The following is a 13,126-nucleotide window of genomic DNA, read 5'->3' as shown; positions in this document are numbered from 1 at the left end:
ATAAGTAATTTATATCCGAACTAAATAAAAAAATTGACTTTTGACTATCATCAGGCGAGCGCTAACTCACAGCGATCGCTTGGCTTGGAAAAGTGGATAGGCTAATTCTGATTGTCCACAGACTAGATGTGCCACAAAGAATTGCACTACTTTTATTCTTGTTCAAATAAAGAAGGAGTTATCAAAATCTCCCCTCCGGACAACCCTTTTAAAGAAAAAAGAATTTGCCAATGCCGTTTAATATCAATCTGCTGCCTCATCATCGTGCAAAAGCGGTGCGTGAATACGGAAAACAATACTATGTTGATGCTAAGGGCGATCGCTTCCCCAGTGTCACAACCATACTTAACGCTACCAAACCACAAGAAGATCGAGAAGCACTCTTCAATTGGCGCAACCGAGTCGGAGTAGAAGAAGCTAATCGCATTTCTGGTGCTGCTAGTCGTCGTGGTACTTCCACCCACAAGCACATTCAGCGCTATCTGCTTGGTGAGGATGTCTCCTGTCCAGACGCAGCTAAACCCTACTGGGAGAGCTTCCAGTCTGTCTTGCAAGACATCAACGAAGTGCGCTTAGTGGAAGGTTCTGTTTTCCACTACGACTTGACTTATGCCGGGAGAGTGGATTGTGTCGCTAGTTACAAAGGTGTTCCGTGCGTCTTGGATTGGAAAACTGCTGATAAACCCAAAGGTTCGGCAGAACGCTTACATGATGCACCAATTCAGTTGGCAGCTTACTGCGGCGCGGTCAACCAGTTTTATCAAGAGTACGGCATTGAATTAAATCATGCTGGCGTGGTTGTAGCAGTTCCGGGAATGCAAGCTGAAGTGTTCTGGTTCGATCCAGATAAAATGATGGTTTACTGGCAACAATGGCAGAAAAGAATTGCAGAATTTTGGCAGCGTCGAGGAGCAAGCAAAAATGATGCAAACTAGCTCTAAAATCTTGGCAGGACTGATTGGGGTTTGTGTGGGTGATGCTTTGGGTGTTCCAGTCGAATTCACCAGTCGAGTAGAGCGGGTGAAGTCACCAGTAGAAACCATGCTAGGTTACGGAACTTATAATCAACCTCCTGGTACTTGGTCAGATGATAGCTCTCTGACTTTCTGTTTAGCAGAATCTCTATGTAGCGGGTTTTCAATAGACGCGATCGCATCCTCTTTTTGCGGCTGGTTAAACGAAGCTTACTGGACTCCCCACGGCGAAGTTTTCGATATCGGCAATACCACCTATGATGCTCTTGAGCGTCTGCAACAGGGTTTCCCGCCTGTAAAAGCTGGCGGTACAGATGAATACAGTAATGGCAATGGTTCCTTGATGCGAATTTTGCCCTTAGCTTACTATCACAAAACTCTAGATTTTCCTAAATTAATTGAGTGCGTACATCAAGTATCTTGCATCACTCATGCTCATTTACGCTCTCAAATTGCCTGCGGTATTTATATCAGTATCGCCGTTTCTTTATTGCAAGGAATGGCTTCAGCAGATGCCTATCTCCAGGGAATTCACAATGCCCAAGAAATTTACATTCACCCTTTATACGCTTCCGAAAAATATCATTTTTATAGAGTTAACAGTGGTGAAATTGCTTCTTTACCGATAGATGATATTCGGTCTACAGGCTATGTCATTGATACACTAGAGGCTGCTCTATGGTGTTTTTTAAATAGCTCCTCATATTCTGAGGCTGTTTTAAAAGCTGTGAACTTGGGCGAAGATACTGATACTACAGCCGCTGTTACTGGCGGGTTAGCTGGAATTTATTACGGAGTAGAAAATATTCCTAAAGAATGGATGAATCCAATTGCCAGAATTGAAGATATTATCGATTTGGGAAGACGTTTGGAAGCAGCTATTTACACTTAAGAAAAACCTCTCCCTAATTACTTCCACCTGAAGAACAACCCCTCATAAGAAGAGCGGGAAGTCAAAATTTTTTTTTTACATAAAAGGGGCTTTTTGCTCCCCGTGCCTTATCTTTTTTCACCCACTTCCCTGCAAGATAAGGGGGCTGGGGATTAGGCTTTATATCTCATTCACGTTATCTGAAATCCACTGTAAATAAGGTTGAGAACCAGCCAAAATTGGGAGAGCAATAATTTCTGGTAGTTCGTAAGAGTGCAATTCTCGAATCTTAGCTTCTAGGGTGGAAAAGTGCGCCAAATCTGTTTTAATTACCAGCTGCCACTCTTGTTCTGAGTTAACTTTTCCTTGCCAGGTGTAGATGGAATGCACTGGCATCAAGCTAACACAAGCAGCCAGACGAGATTGTACTAAATTTTGGGCTATCTTTTCTGCTTCTTCCTGCGAAGATGCCGTTACTAATACTACACCGTAGCCAGTTGTAGCAAAATCCTTATCCATAATCTGCAATTTATGATTAGTTCGTGTAGGGACGCAACACCGTCGTGTCCCTACGTCGTCAAGTTTTTATCCAACCATTTGTTCCACTGCTTCTTCAAACGCTGTCATAGCGAAAACGTTTGCTGAATAGACGGAGTTTAGTGTTTCTGATGGCAGTATAGTGCCGCTAAGTTTGGCACCTTCCAGGTTTGCTCCTACCAGTTTTGCTTCACTGAGATTTGCATCGCTAAAATCTGCTTTACTGAGAATCGTCCAGCTTAAATCTGCTCCCTCTAAACAAGCGTTTACCAAGTTAGCGCTCCTTAAGTCTGCTCCTTTGAGGTTAACTCCGCGCAGCATCGCTTCACTCAAATCAGCTGCTACCAAGTTGGAGCCTTCCAGGTTAGCGCCAGTCAGTTTGGCATCCCTGAGGTTGACTCCCTCTAAATCAACTCCACCCAAGTCTAATCCCTTCAAAAAAGCTCTACTTAAGTTAACGCTATTTAAAGATGCGCCATACAACTTCGCGCCAGTGAGTCTCGCTTCGGTTAAGTTTGCCCAGTTCAGGTTAACACCGCTTAAGTTTGATTCCCGCAAATTTATCCGTTGCAGATTCGCACCGCTCAAGTTTGCTCCCCATAGATTAGCTTCCCGCAGATTGGCGGCGCACAGATTTGCCCCACTGAGTTTAGCTCCAGGCAGTTTAGACTTCACCAGAAACGCCCCGCTAAGGTTAGCTTTGGTTAAATCTGCCTCTACGAGTTTGCCTTCACTGAGTTTGACAAAGTTCAGCTCCGCCCAATTTAGGGAAGCCTTTGTCAGGTCTGACTTGGTTAAAAAAGCGCGACTAAGCTTGGCTCCTATTAGGTTAGCGCCTGTGAGATTTACCCCGATTAAAGTAACTCCCCGCAGGTCTGCTCCGCTGAGGTCTACACCTGCAAAGTCTCTGTGTCCTGCTTCGTAAAGCCTGAGTAGGTGGCTCACTTCCATAGCGCGATCGCTCTCCCTGCTAATAAGGTTATATAAACTGTTTAAGAGACTAGAAATACCAGCTTTCATTGGCTCAATAGCCGCCTTTGTTTGTTGCTACCTTAATAGCTACAACTGCTTTTTCATCAAGCTTTACTCGTTGCTCAGTTAAGTCTTAATAATTATTTTACTCTCAGCCACTCCCTGCTTTATAAGGGTTAGTTGCATCACTTTACAAATATTTTCTTTAAGAAAGTTTAAAATCTTAATAGTTTAAGTTAATTTACTAATATAAATTGATGGCTCTAATTATTTTCAGTAAAAATACGGTAGTCAGTTAGGCTATAAGCGGTTCTAAATTTATTAATTAACTGCTTAATATGGGTTTTGGGGGATTGGAATAAAAAATCCCACCGAATCTATATGCAGCTATTTTTAATTGCCACTCTGCAAGATTAATGCTCCAGCGATGCGTAAGCGGCGACAGGAGTTAGCTGACAACAAGCCAATGTAAGCGTCTTGCCGTAGGCAAGACGCTTACATTGGGCAGGTACAAACACTGGTTACCAGGCTGGCAGAAGCGTTAGAGAACAGCAATCATGTTGGAGAACGTGCCAGCTTTTCATAACTGCCCCTTACAAAGAGTAAACTTGACCATCAATCAGCAAGCGGGTAATTCCCTTAGCTTGCAGTTGAGAACAAGTTTTCTGAAGCATCTTGCCATCTGGAACCTTAATCACTCGTTGAGTGCGGTTAGAAAACCGTCTAGCTACCCGGTGATTGTCGAAAACTGGTAGCGTTCTCTGCTGAAACTCCTGGGGAGGAATTTGTCCCAGATCGCTGAACTCTTTGAGAGGACGAGAGATTAACTCTGCCGCACGGTCAACGACTAAATAGCAAATTTTGGGAAGCACCGCGTTGGACAGCGGTAAAACTTGAACTCCTTCGCGGTTTTCACCGCGTAACATTCCTCTTTGATGCCCAATCTTTGGCGTTGGCGGATCATCGTCCCAATCCTCGTCTTCGAGGTCTTCTAAATCTGCGTCCTCGTCGTCCTCGTCGTCCTCGTCGTCTTCGTCGTCCTCGTCGTTGTCTAAAGCTCTCAGGTCTTCTAAGAGCATCTCTTCTATGACGCTGGCTTCGGCTTCGGCAGCGTAATTATCATCATCCAGCCGTTCGGCACCACCTGTCTGTGCTGAATCAACTGCCACCTCGAACAGTGGCTCGGACGATGTCCCAAGAAGCTCTGAGGAAGGAAGGTTTTCTTCCTCCTCCGTACTGTCTATTGTCTCTAGCGAAGATTCCACTGACGAGCGCCTGCGACGTCGCCGTTCGGAGTTAAAGATTTCCGCAGAGGGTTCTTCAATTTTTTCGGTTTGTGCAAAGGTTTCTGGCAACGTCTCTTGTGGTTCGTCTTCCTCAGAGGCTGTTGGTTCCGAAACGCTGCTATGGCTACGAGTAGCCCGCTTTTGCTGGATCAGACCTTCATATTCCTTCTCGGACAGACGATTTTTCAGGAGGCGGCTAATTGTCGAGTTACTGACATCATAACGAGTAGCCAGGGTTGAGGTTGTCTCTCCTGGCTGTCGATATAGGTTAAGGATTTCGCGTTTATCTGATTCTGAGAGTTTTCTCACACTCATGCCACTTTTTAAGCACGTTTGCGTCCGCTGCGGCGAGAACGACTGGAGGTGTCAAATTCTAGGGCAGCACCGATGGCAAAAAGCACACCGCTGAAAACCCAGAACACTTCCAATAGTCCACCACTTTGGTATTCATCGCCAATGTAAGTATCGGCGTATTTAAGCCACATATCGGCAACATAGTAGGAAAAAGCTGCTCCTGCTATCATCCTCCAAGATTGGGAAAAGCGTCCCCCCCAAAAGGCTAACAATACGGTTGCAGCAATAATCAAGAGGAAGATATCGATAACTACGTAGAAGATGTTTAAAAATCCCGCCAATGGTTCTAGTAGTTTTTCCACGGATATAACCCAGGCTGGGGGCGGTGCTGGCTCAGCAGTAGCAGCTAGAACCCCTGTAGCAGAGGCTTTACCTTGTGCTGATTTCGCGGTTTTGACTGCTGGTGCTTTGGTAGCAGGGTAGGCCGTGGGCGTGCCGTAGGCATTCGCTTTCTTAGCTAAATTCGCATTAGCCACTTGCGTTGAAGAAGTAGGTAGTGAGTCAACTGAAACTGCTGTTGACTGCTTGGGGGGGGCAAAGGAAAGCCAGAGTGCCAAGGCAATACCGACGAATGCGATCGCGCCCACAACTGCCCACTGCCAAATTTCTAGATTCAATCGTCTGGAGATCACCGCTAAAATCATGCCCCAGCCAAGAAACAGATAGGCAGGCACAAAAAACAAATCCCCCGGCGACACAATTGGTTCTTGATGTAAAACCAATTCCCAATAGCAAAACAACAAGTTTCCCAGGAAATAGCACAACATTCCCATACCGAATCCCAGCCAGACGTTACGCCCGCTGACAATCTGAGGTGAGCGCCAGTTTCTAAAACACAGCACTGCTGCGCCTAGATAAGCCACTTCTTCAAAAATGTAAGTTCCAATCGTGTACCACAGGGGACGATCTTCTCCTGGCGCTGAAATGCTAAACAGCAGAAAATACAGCAGTGCTAGTACCGCCCAGGCAATTCCAGCGATCACAATGGTTTGAACACCCAGTATGGATTGCCAAGTAGATGAATTTTCCGATGACTTTTCCAAAGAGCTGCTCATAAGTCCTCAAAAAAAAAAGGATGCACGCTTTTGTTTCGATGGCAAATACCATTTAAATGAATAATCGCCTAAAAAATCTCATCTCAGGAAGCGCAAGTGTCTCCTCTGGCAATGCTTTTCTCCGGTACATTACCTTAAACATTTTTCTTTAGCGCCATAGCTTACCAAGGGGAGATTGATTCAACCACTCAATAAACTGATTCAGCTCCCCTGGTTGCATATCTTGTAATGTATCCTTTACTCCCTGAGAAAAGTTCGTATTGCCAAAATACTCTTTACCCAGGCGATGAAGTTCTTGCAACAGAGTTATCAGATGATGTTCTTCCCAAGCGGGAATCTGAAGGCTAGTCAGCGGGTCCATCGTTAGCAAGTTTTTCACCGCTTGCGGCGAATCCGCTCCCGGAAAGTGCCACTGCCGGAAGACATCAGTAAGGTCTTTCTGAAATAATCCAGCTTGCCTATTTCCTAAGAGGTCTTCAATGTCTATGTAAACCGCCTGGAGTAGCAACAGGCAGGCTTGCGTTATAGGGGTAATTTTGAGATCGCTACCAGCATCAGTTGCTAGTTGCTCTAAGCGAATTTTGCCCCAAATACTATACCGATCTGGCTCTTCCAGCAAAACGCAGGCTTTGCCACGGTTATCGGTGAGGTCGCGCCAAAAGGCTCTGGCTTCTTCTGCTTGATTGGCAGCAAAGACACTTAGCAAGCGAAATGTCTGCCCCTGATAATTGAGAATTGGGATCTGTTGCTCCCGCTTGGGGTGCTGAATGCTTGAGATTTCAACATCCTGCCGTTTCAGAATAAACATGACACTGGCAAATGACTCCTGACATAGCCGGGGGTGCTGTGTCCCTTATAGGCGATCGCCGCGCAACGATCAAGGGCTACAGAGCGCTGGTAATGGTTTAGAATCCGGCAACGCTGCCTTGTGAGTCTGCTCGAAGAGCGATCGCCTTGACTAATACACTATCGTATCCAAGCATCTCTCGTATAATGGTTTCTAGTCTACATTGCTCTTATAGCTCAAAAGAGCCTCCTTACTTTATAAACCTTTGAAATTCCGGCTTGCTTTACGGCACTCAGCACAGATACAATTTTATATACTAAGATAGGAATTCTGTGGGTGCGTAACTCAGGTGGATAGAGTAGCTGCCTTCTAAGCAGCCTGCCGCAGGTTCGAGTCCTGCCGTACCCGTTGTAAATAATATCCCTCAAGCCCCGACTATACCTAAAAAACCAATATAGACATCAACAAGTCACAAGTGGGGCTTCTAGATGTCTATTATTTTCAAAAACTAAAATCTTTATAGCGTTTCTCCGTTGGGTGAAGTATGAAATATAATATGTGGCGGTTCCGGCGTTCCGTCCACCTTAGTAAGGAGATGGCATTACCTTATCCTTACAGATGTAAAGCATCCAACCCTTGAATTGCTATACAGTCTATATTTCCTATTCTTAAAAGCCCGTGACGAGGATTGAACTCGTGACCTCACCCTTACCAAGGGTGTGCTCTACCACTGAGCCACACGGGCGAAAAAGGCAAAAGGCAAAATAAAACTTTTACTTTTTCCATTTTACCTAAATTGTGGTGGGCCGAGCTGGATTTGAACCAGCGTAGGCGTAGCCAGTGGATTTACAGTCCACCCCCATTAACCACTCGGGCATCGACCCATTTCGATCCACGATTAATAATCGTAGCACAGCTTTTTAGAAATTGAAAAGGGTTTTGGGCAAATTTGTTCTCCGATGTTGGGAATCGCACTTTTCCCAATCAGCTTCCACCGAAGCGCGGGATATTTCTCACAGTTATCGCCCGACTCGGAAAATCACTTTCATCATAAATCTCTCCCACTAACTCCTCCAGAATATCTTCCAGCGTTATCAGCCCCACCGTGCCACCATACTCATCCACCACAATCACAATGTGCAGGCGCTGTTGCAACATTTCCTTGAGCAGATTCGCAACTCGCTTCGTGTCTGGCACATACACAGGCGGGTCCATTGCCTCTGTCACGAGTCGATTGTCAATCCCTTCTTTTCGCAATTGATTAAGCTGCTGGAGCGCCCGCTTCAGGTGAACAATTCCCACAATTTGATCCTTAGACTCCTCCTGCACGGGGATGCGGGAATATCCCGTCTCCAAACAAAGATTTACAAATTCCTGCAAAGTTGCCTCATGGGAGATAGTCCGCATCTCAATCCGGGGCTTGACGAGATCGTGGGCGCTGAGACTATCCAGCATCAGGGCTTTATTCAGCAGCTGGTGTTTATCCAAATCCAGTTTGCCCTTACCGCCCAAAATTTCAATCATCAGTTGGAGGTCTTTTAATGACTCTCCCTCCTGAACAGCACCTCTTTGAAACAGGCGAATCACACTCTGGGCAATAGTTTCAAACAGATAAATGATGGGTGCTAAAGCAATTGAAAGCAAGTATATCGGGCGAATAGAAAACTTAAAAACTGCCATCACATTGTTAACAGCCAGAGATTTCGGTGTAACTTCGCCAAAAATTAACACCAGAAAAGTGACAACAGCGGTGGCAATTCCTATACCCGCATTACCCAGCCAAAGGGCAAATAAATTACTGGTCAAAATCGCTGAAAAATTATTGACCAGGTTGTTGCCGACAAGGAGGGTAGTAATAAATCGAGCGCGGTTCTCTAGTACCAGCGAGAACATCCGGCTTAGGTCGCTCTGCTCTTTCATCAGCGCCCTGAGCTTAAGATTGTCCAGCGCCGTCAGAGCGGTTTCGGAACCGGAGAAAAAAGCCGAAAACAAAAGCATCAATCCCAAAACTGCGATATCGAGCCAAACACTTCCTAAAAGCGGACCGATATCAGAAGCAACCAGAATGTATGACCCAACAGGTAAAAAAATCACGGGAAGATAAAAAAGGCAAAAGACAAAAGCGCACCAAAGAAAGGGTGTAGAGACGATGAGCGCTCTCGCGATCGCGCCTTCCCGAAATCTTGGAGCAATATAGGCAAAAGGAAAAAGAAAAATTTTTAACTTTTACCTTTTAGCTTTTGCCTTTTAACTTTACATTAGCTCACCAGTTTCTTGTAGTGAGTGCAAGCGGCGGTAAATTCCTTCACTGCGTAGTAGTTCCGCATGGCTACCGACTTCTACAATTTGTCCTTGGTCGAGAACGACGATTTTATCTGCCTCTCGGACAGTGCTTAATCGATGAGCGATGATGATTGTGGTGCGGGTGCCAAGGATGCTACGCATGGCAAGCTGAATTGAGCGCTCAGATTCGTAGTCGAGGCTGGAAGTCGCCTCGTCAAAGATCAAAACGTCAGGTTCTACCAGGAGCGCCCTGGCAATGCCTAAGCGCTGCCTCTGTCCCCCAGAAAGCCGCATTCCCCGCTCCCCGACAACGGTGTAGTAACCTTGCGGCAAATGCTCAATTACTTCGTCTACTCTGGCAATGCGACAGGCTTCCTGTACTTGCTCAAAAGTGGCTTTGGGGTTCCCGTAAGTGAGATTATCTAGCAAGGTGCCGTTGAAGATGTCTACTTCTTGGTGGACAATGGCTAACCGCCGCCGATAGCTGCTGACATCCAGGGTACGAATGTCTTGCCCATCCATTAAAATGCTTCCCTGTGTGGGTTCAAAGTACCGGAACAGCAGTTTAACTAAGGTAGATTTTCCCGATCCTGAACGACCTACTAGAGCTACAGTTTGATACGGTTCAATCAGTAGATTGATGTTTTGTAAAACTGGGCGGCTGGTGTCGTAGCCAAAAGTAAGATGGGAAAATTCGATTTTTCCGGTGAATTGATAGGATGTGGCAATCGCAGATGAATCTATAGCCAAATCGCCAGCATCCGCCCCAGATGGATGCTGCATAAATTCGTGAAACCGCAGCATTGAGGCATAGCGACGCGCAAAAATCTCGGCTATGTTGGCGATTGGTTCCAACTCTGCATAAGCCATGCTGGAAATGGTTAAAGTCGTGACGAAGTGACCAAGTGAAATCTGTCCTTTTAGTGCAGCGTCGAGAGTCAAACCTAGCACCATCAAAACACAAAACTGAATGATAGTCTTTTGCCAAGTGGCGAGTTTGATGTAACCGAGGTGAATGCGGTAATCAACTACTTTAAACTCGCGGTTTAAGCGTTGTCGTTGCCGTTTGATTTCTATGCCTTCTGTGGCAAATGCTTTGACTGTTTTGATGTTGGTGACGATTTCCGAGGTGCGGCTTTGGGTATTTTCCATGTATTTATCTAGCTGTCGTTCTTGTTGCATCAGGTGCTTTAAACCTCTGAGGCTGAAGCTGAGGATAAACAGGAACGAAACTAGAAATATTAAAGCAATGCGCCACTCGATTAGCCAGATAATTCCAAATATACCCAGGACTCGGAATAGCTTGGGAATAAACTGTCCGGCAATTTCTGGGTAAGTCCAGGTGTGGTTTTCTAGTCCTTTAGCAACTCGTCCGGCAATACGTCCGGGGTTGTTTTCTTCATAAAATTCTAAGGGCAGAGTGAGGATTTTTTCTAGAGTTTTTTGGGCTTGATCTCGACGCGATCGCAAGGCTATATCCCAATGGAACCACCAACTCGTCCAAGTCTGAACTGGCGCTCTAACTACGGTGACAAGGAAGATTAAACCCATCAGTACGGATAGGGAAAAGAACTGATTTGCTGGTAAATTGGTAATATCCGCTGCGAATGCGATCGCATTCTGCAATGCTTTATCTAGCGGTTGATTGGACAGCACATTAAGAATCTGTCCGATGGCGTAAGGAACCGCTAGATCGACGATTTCAAAAATACTAGCTGCGGCGATACTAAAACACGCGATCGCCCAATATTTTCGGTAATAACCAAGGATATCCCGAATGCTTGCCATAATTCTTTAGTTGTGAAAAATTTCCGCAAGAAATTACAGAGTTAAGCTCACAAAAGCGACTCTGAAAAACTAATTAAAAGTTTTTTGGGTTAAATACAGAAGTTACGCGATGTGCAAATCCAAAGGTTACTTTCCCTATTAAAAAGGGAGATATGCCGCTTATTATATTCAGCCTATACTCCGCAGAACCCCTTTTTAATAGGAGCTAAGAAAGATTCTATCTTCCTAATCTTCTTTATCTTCCTTCAAAAGGAGATAAGAAAGAATAAATTGCACGTCGTGAAAATTCTATCCCTAAAACAGGGATGATTACAGGAACGTTGAAATAAGCCGAAGGCTTGAATTTATGGCTTTATCAGCATTGGTAGTATCCTCACCTTGAAGATTACACGGCGTAGGCTGATTGAAGCGCCCACCAAATGAGGAAACCAATACCGCCCAAAACCAGCACAGATGAGATAGCGATCGCTGTTGGGCTATCAGCTCCCTTAAACTTCATAATTCCACGATTCAAGTCTGACATAGCGCGGCGATCCTCCTTTTATCGAAGATTAGCAAATATTTGTAAAGTTTATCCTATCCATCACTAGGTTAGCGGGTGATAGGGCGCTCGTCTATCACCCAAATGGGTCATAAATGGGTTGGGGTAAGATGGAGGCGACTTTTGATTGGGATTGAGGTGGATAATCCGAAGTTCCAAGTTATTGATCCCATTAACTTTGGCGCTGGCGACAGCACTTCTGTTCACTGCTTGGGGCTATAAAAATGCTGCTTACTACAGCGATCGAGGTAACGTGCTATACAACCAGAACCAACTGGAGGAGGCGATCGCTTCTTACCGTCAAGCTACTCAACTTGATCCTAATAATTCTCCTGCTTACAACAATCTACTAAGAAGCGATCGCTGCCTATCATCAAGCTTTAAGTTTAGCAGATACGCTAGAAGCACCAGCTGCTTCGGTTCACCATAATTTGGGTTTAGCACTCCATCACCAAGGAAAATTGACAGAAGCTATTGAAGAGTTTAAGCAAGCTGTGCAATTAGACCCTAATTATGTAGAAGCTGAAGATAATCTCAAAAAAGTGCAGCAACAGCTCAAAAAGCAGAGATAAACTTATATTTTGCACCTGTAGAGTCTACAAAACATCACTCTAGCCCGCGCACCATCCGGGCTTTGTTTATGTAGCCACGACTTCAGTCGTTGGGCATATTAATAACTTTGTCGTTGAGGGAGATTATCCGTGAAAATTGCGCTGGTTATTTTAGCAGTTGTTGTGGGGTTGGTAGTGGTAGTAGAAGTGGGATTGCGCCTGCTGTTTGGTTTTGGTAATCCCCTCATTTACGTTGCCGATGAGCAGATTGGTTATTTATTAGCACCGAATCAGCGGACTCGCAGGTTTGGGAACCGGATAGAAATAAATCAATATTCGATGCGAAGCCCGGAAATAACCGAAACTCTCCCAGAGTCTACGATGCGGGTGCTGTTGTTGGGAGATTCCATCGCTAATGGTGGCTGGTGGACGGATCAAACCAATACGCTTTCGGCAATGCTGACTAAGCTGTTGGAATCATCTATCAATAGTAATACTTTTAAACAGGTGGAAGTTCTCAACGCTTCAGCGAATTCCTGGTGTCCGCGTAATGAATTAGCTTACATCAAGCGATTTGGTACGTTTGACGCTCAGATAATTGTATTACTGATTAATACCGACGATTTATTCGGTACGGCTCCAACTTCGATACCAGTAGGGCGCGATCGCTTCTACCCCAGCCAGAAACCGCCGCTTGGGATAGTAGAAGCCTTCAGCCGCTACTTATTGCCATACAAGCCCCCCTCAGAGATGGCACAGGTGAACGCAGAATCAGGCGATCGCGTCGGATTTAATCTAGAAGCAATCCGACAAATTAAGACAATAGCAGATCAAAAAGGTGCCAACTTAATGCTTGCGATGACACCTCTAAAGCGAGAAATCGGCGAACCTGGCCCCCGCGATTATGAATTGGAAGCAAGAAAGCGCCTGATTGACTTGACAAAGGCGCAAAATATTGCTTACCTAGATTTTCTACCAATTTTCAACTTAAAACAGCAGCCTCAAACCTTGTACCGAGATCATATACACCTCAGCATCGAAGGAAATCAGCTGGTTAATCAAGAAATTGGGCGATCGTTGCCAATTAAAAATTAAAAATAGGGATTACTCAATTTTTAATTTTTAAT

At 45.1% G+C, this 13,126-nt stretch carries 13 protein-coding genes and 3 tRNA genes; 6 read left to right on the top strand and 10 right to left on the bottom strand.

Going from position 1 to position 13,126, the window contains the following annotated elements; translation table 11 throughout:
* The first annotated feature begins 230 nt into the window (after positions 1–230).
* Positions 231–935 (top strand): PD-(D/E)XK nuclease family protein, encoded by a 705-nt coding sequence (locus tag H6F63_RS09415; protein ID WP_190636790.1) that lies wholly within the window; start codon positions 231–233, stop codon positions 933–935.
* The gene (locus H6F63_RS09410) at positions 925–1,866 is read left to right on the top strand and encodes an ADP-ribosylglycohydrolase family protein (protein ID WP_190636903.1); all 942 of its coding nucleotides are present in this window, start codon (positions 925–927) and stop codon (positions 1,864–1,866) included. The genes H6F63_RS09415 and H6F63_RS09410 overlap by 11 nt, the downstream gene beginning before the upstream one ends.
* A 159-nt stretch (positions 1,867–2,025) precedes the next feature.
* Here the strand turns inward: H6F63_RS09410 and cutA are convergent, their stop codons facing one another.
* From cutA to H6F63_RS09385, 5 genes are all read right to left on the bottom strand, one after another.
* Entirely contained in the window at positions 2,026–2,364 is a 339-nt protein-coding gene (gene cutA, locus H6F63_RS09405) for a divalent-cation tolerance protein CutA (protein WP_190636788.1), read from the bottom strand.
* Positions 2,365–2,430: 66 nt separating this feature from the next.
* The gene (locus H6F63_RS09400; RefSeq protein ID WP_190636901.1) at positions 2,431–3,333 is read right to left on the bottom strand and encodes a pentapeptide repeat-containing protein; all 903 of its coding nucleotides are present in this window, start codon (positions 3,331–3,333) and stop codon (positions 2,431–2,433) included.
* 614 nt (positions 3,334–3,947) lie between these two features.
* On the bottom strand, positions 3,948–4,955 hold the full coding sequence (locus tag H6F63_RS09395; protein ID WP_190636786.1) for a hypothetical protein: 1,008 nt from the start codon (positions 4,953–4,955) through the stop codon (positions 3,948–3,950).
* A gap of 8 nt (positions 4,956–4,963) precedes the next feature.
* Entirely contained in the window at positions 4,964–6,049 is a 1,086-nt protein-coding gene (locus H6F63_RS09390) for a hypothetical protein (RefSeq protein WP_190636784.1), read from the bottom strand.
* A 148-nt stretch (positions 6,050–6,197) separates the two neighbouring features.
* On the bottom strand, positions 6,198–6,857 hold the full coding sequence (locus tag H6F63_RS09385; RefSeq protein ID WP_190424318.1) for an Npun_F0813 family protein: 660 nt from the start codon (positions 6,855–6,857) through the stop codon (positions 6,198–6,200).
* A 313-nt stretch (positions 6,858–7,170) separates the two neighbouring features.
* Between H6F63_RS09385 and H6F63_RS09380 the strand changes: the two genes are divergently transcribed.
* A tRNA-Arg gene (locus tag H6F63_RS09380) sits at positions 7,171–7,244 on the top strand.
* Positions 7,245–7,509: 265 nt separating this feature from the next.
* Here the strand turns inward: H6F63_RS09380 and H6F63_RS09375 are convergent.
* The 5 genes from H6F63_RS09375 to H6F63_RS09355 all read right to left on the bottom strand — a co-directional run bounded on the left by H6F63_RS09375 (position 7,510) and on the right by H6F63_RS09355 (position 11,430).
* Positions 7,510–7,581: transfer RNA gene (locus tag H6F63_RS09375), tRNA-Thr, on the bottom strand.
* 54 nt (positions 7,582–7,635) lie between these two features.
* Positions 7,636–7,720: transfer RNA gene (locus H6F63_RS09370), tRNA-Tyr, on the bottom strand.
* A 100-nt stretch (positions 7,721–7,820) separates the two neighbouring features.
* A complete protein-coding gene (locus H6F63_RS09365) occupies positions 7,821–8,930 on the bottom strand; it encodes a hemolysin family protein (RefSeq protein WP_347276783.1) in 1,110 nt (369 codons plus the stop codon).
* A gap of 159 nt (positions 8,931–9,089) precedes the next feature.
* Positions 9,090–10,907, bottom strand: coding sequence for an ABC transporter ATP-binding protein (locus H6F63_RS09360; RefSeq protein ID WP_190636782.1), 1,818 nt, complete (start codon positions 10,905–10,907; stop codon positions 9,090–9,092).
* 385 nt (positions 10,908–11,292) lie between these two features.
* A complete protein-coding gene (locus H6F63_RS09355; protein WP_190444193.1) occupies positions 11,293–11,430 on the bottom strand; it encodes a hypothetical protein in 138 nt (45 codons plus the stop codon).
* Positions 11,431–11,611: 181 nt separating this feature from the next.
* Here H6F63_RS09355 and H6F63_RS09350 point away from each other — a divergent pair, with 181 nt between their 5' ends.
* From H6F63_RS09350 to H6F63_RS09340, 3 genes are all read left to right on the top strand, one after another.
* Positions 11,612–11,878: a tetratricopeptide repeat protein gene (locus H6F63_RS09350; RefSeq protein ID WP_190636780.1), complete on the top strand. Its 267-nt coding sequence runs from the start codon at positions 11,612–11,614 to the stop codon at positions 11,876–11,878.
* Position 11,879: 1 nt separating this feature from the next.
* The gene (locus H6F63_RS09345; protein ID WP_190636778.1) at positions 11,880–12,020 is read left to right on the top strand and encodes a tetratricopeptide repeat protein; all 141 of its coding nucleotides are present in this window, start codon (positions 11,880–11,882) and stop codon (positions 12,018–12,020) included.
* A gap of 129 nt (positions 12,021–12,149) precedes the next feature.
* The gene (locus tag H6F63_RS09340; protein ID WP_190636776.1) at positions 12,150–13,094 is read left to right on the top strand and encodes a GDSL-type esterase/lipase family protein; all 945 of its coding nucleotides are present in this window, start codon (positions 12,150–12,152) and stop codon (positions 13,092–13,094) included.
* The last annotated feature ends 32 nt before the right edge of the window (positions 13,095–13,126 follow it).

Origin of the sequence: Trichocoleus sp. FACHB-40 (genome assembly GCF_014695915.1) — a bacterium.
In the GTDB taxonomy this organism is placed as follows: Bacteria; Cyanobacteriota; Cyanobacteriia; order Cyanobacteriales; family FACHB-T130; genus Funiculus; species Funiculus sociatus.
The sequence above is the reverse complement of the archived record's forward strand: the minus strand, read 5'-3'. Positions and strand labels throughout refer to the sequence as shown.

What these genes read in the sequence shown, in the direction of transcription:
- H6F63_RS09415 (WP_190636790.1), top strand. Translation starts at nt 231, where the DNA reads ATGCCGTTTAATATCAATCTGCTGCCTCATCATCGTGCAAAAGCGGTG.
- H6F63_RS09410 (WP_190636903.1), top strand. Translation starts at nt 925, where the DNA reads ATGCAAACTAGCTCTAAAATCTTGGCAGGACTGATTGGGGTTTGTGTG.
- cutA (WP_190636788.1), bottom strand. Translation starts at nt 2,364, where the DNA reads ATGGATAAGGATTTTGCTACAACTGGCTACGGTGTAGTATTAGTAACG.
- H6F63_RS09400 (WP_190636901.1), bottom strand. Translation starts at nt 3,333, where the DNA reads ATGGAAGTGAGCCACCTACTCAGGCTTTACGAAGCAGGACACAGAGAC.
- H6F63_RS09395 (WP_190636786.1), bottom strand. Translation starts at nt 4,955, where the DNA reads ATGAGTGTGAGAAAACTCTCAGAATCAGATAAACGCGAAATCCTTAAC.
- H6F63_RS09390 (WP_190636784.1), bottom strand. Translation starts at nt 6,049, where the DNA reads ATGAGCAGCTCTTTGGAAAAGTCATCGGAAAATTCATCTACTTGGCAA.
- H6F63_RS09385 (WP_190424318.1), bottom strand. Translation starts at nt 6,857, where the DNA reads ATGTTTATTCTGAAACGGCAGGATGTTGAAATCTCAAGCATTCAGCAC.
- H6F63_RS09360 (WP_190636782.1), bottom strand. Translation starts at nt 10,907, where the DNA reads ATGGCAAGCATTCGGGATATCCTTGGTTATTACCGAAAATATTGGGCG.
- H6F63_RS09355 (WP_190444193.1), bottom strand. Translation starts at nt 11,430, where the DNA reads ATGTCAGACTTGAATCGTGGAATTATGAAGTTTAAGGGAGCTGATAGC.